The following is a 1,177-nucleotide window of genomic DNA, read 5'->3' on the forward strand; positions in this document are numbered from 1 at the left end:
TCCCCCCTGGGCACCGCACCCGCGCCCCGCGGCCCCCGCCCCCCCCCCCCGCCGGGGCCGTCGTGTGCGTTCCCGACTCCGCGGTTGCTGGGCACCGTTCGGGCGGTGGGTCACGTGGACGCGGCGATGCCCTTGCGGAGCGAGGCCAGCTGCGGCACCGACTCGTCGCTCAACCGCACAGCCGGGTCGTCGGCCAGCGACCGCAGCGCCTCGACGGCGCCGGCGAGCAGGGCGACGGCATCGATCCGCTCGTCGAGCAGCGCTTGCAGCTGCACGCCGTCCGACACGGCGATGAGCCGCTGCGCCTCGTCCGCGGGATCGAGATCGGCCGGGATGAAGCCGGCATCCTGCTCCACGGTGATCGCCTCCGCGATCTGCTGCGCGACGCGCTCGTAGCGCTCGCGGAAGAATGCGTGCGCCTCGTGGTCGGGCGCGACGGCCTCGGCGGCGAACGAGTGCAGCAGGTGCACGAACCCGGGCACGTAGAGATTGAGGCGCACATGCTCGACGAGGAAGTCCAGAGGCCGGTCGGGCACGGCGTCGACGGCGCGCGCAGCCTGGGTGTCAGCATCCCATCGCTCGATGACGGCCTGAAGCAGTCCGTCGCGCGAGCCGAAGTAGTAGACGAGGTGCGCGGCCTCCACTCCGCTCTCGCGCGCGATCTCGCGCAGGCTGAGCCGCCGGAAACCGGCCCCCGCGATGGCGTGCATGGCCGCCGCGAGCATCTCGTCGCGCCGCGCCATGCCCTTCGCATACGACGGTTGCCTCATGTGCCCACCCTACGGGCGGAGCGGTCATCCTTGATGCTTCCCTCTCGCGAGGCCCGGCCCCGGCCCGCTGACGCGAGCACGGAGTCGGAGGACCTGCACCACACGCCGTGCTGAGGCATCCGTCACCGGCGCGTCGCTGAAATCTTCCGATTCTGTGCGCTCTCGCCGGAGTCGAGGCATCCGTCACCGTCAGGAAATGCGATTGGGCAGGTTCCCGCACGTGGCGTGCGGGAACCTGCCCGTGAATCCAGCGAGCCGGGGACGGATGCTGCGCCCCGGCGCCGGCGTCAGGCCGGCTGCTTCTCGTCCAGCACGTAGCCCGTCTCGCCGTGCTCGGCGAGGTCGACGCCGGCGACCTCGTCCTCGTTCTTGACGCGGAACCCGAGGGTCTTGTCGATCACGAAGCC

1 protein-coding gene is annotated in these 1,177 nt (G+C 71.7%); it reads right to left on the reverse strand.

Annotated features, from left to right (window positions below):
- Window positions 1-110: 110 nt before the first annotated feature.
- Window positions 111-770, reverse strand: coding sequence for a TetR/AcrR family transcriptional regulator (locus ACLBXX_RS20675; RefSeq protein WP_375871518.1), 660 nt, complete (start codon window positions 768-770; stop codon window positions 111-113).
- Window positions 771-1,177 lie beyond the last annotated feature (407 nt).

The organism is Microbacterium sp. C23T, from assembly GCF_053345975.1.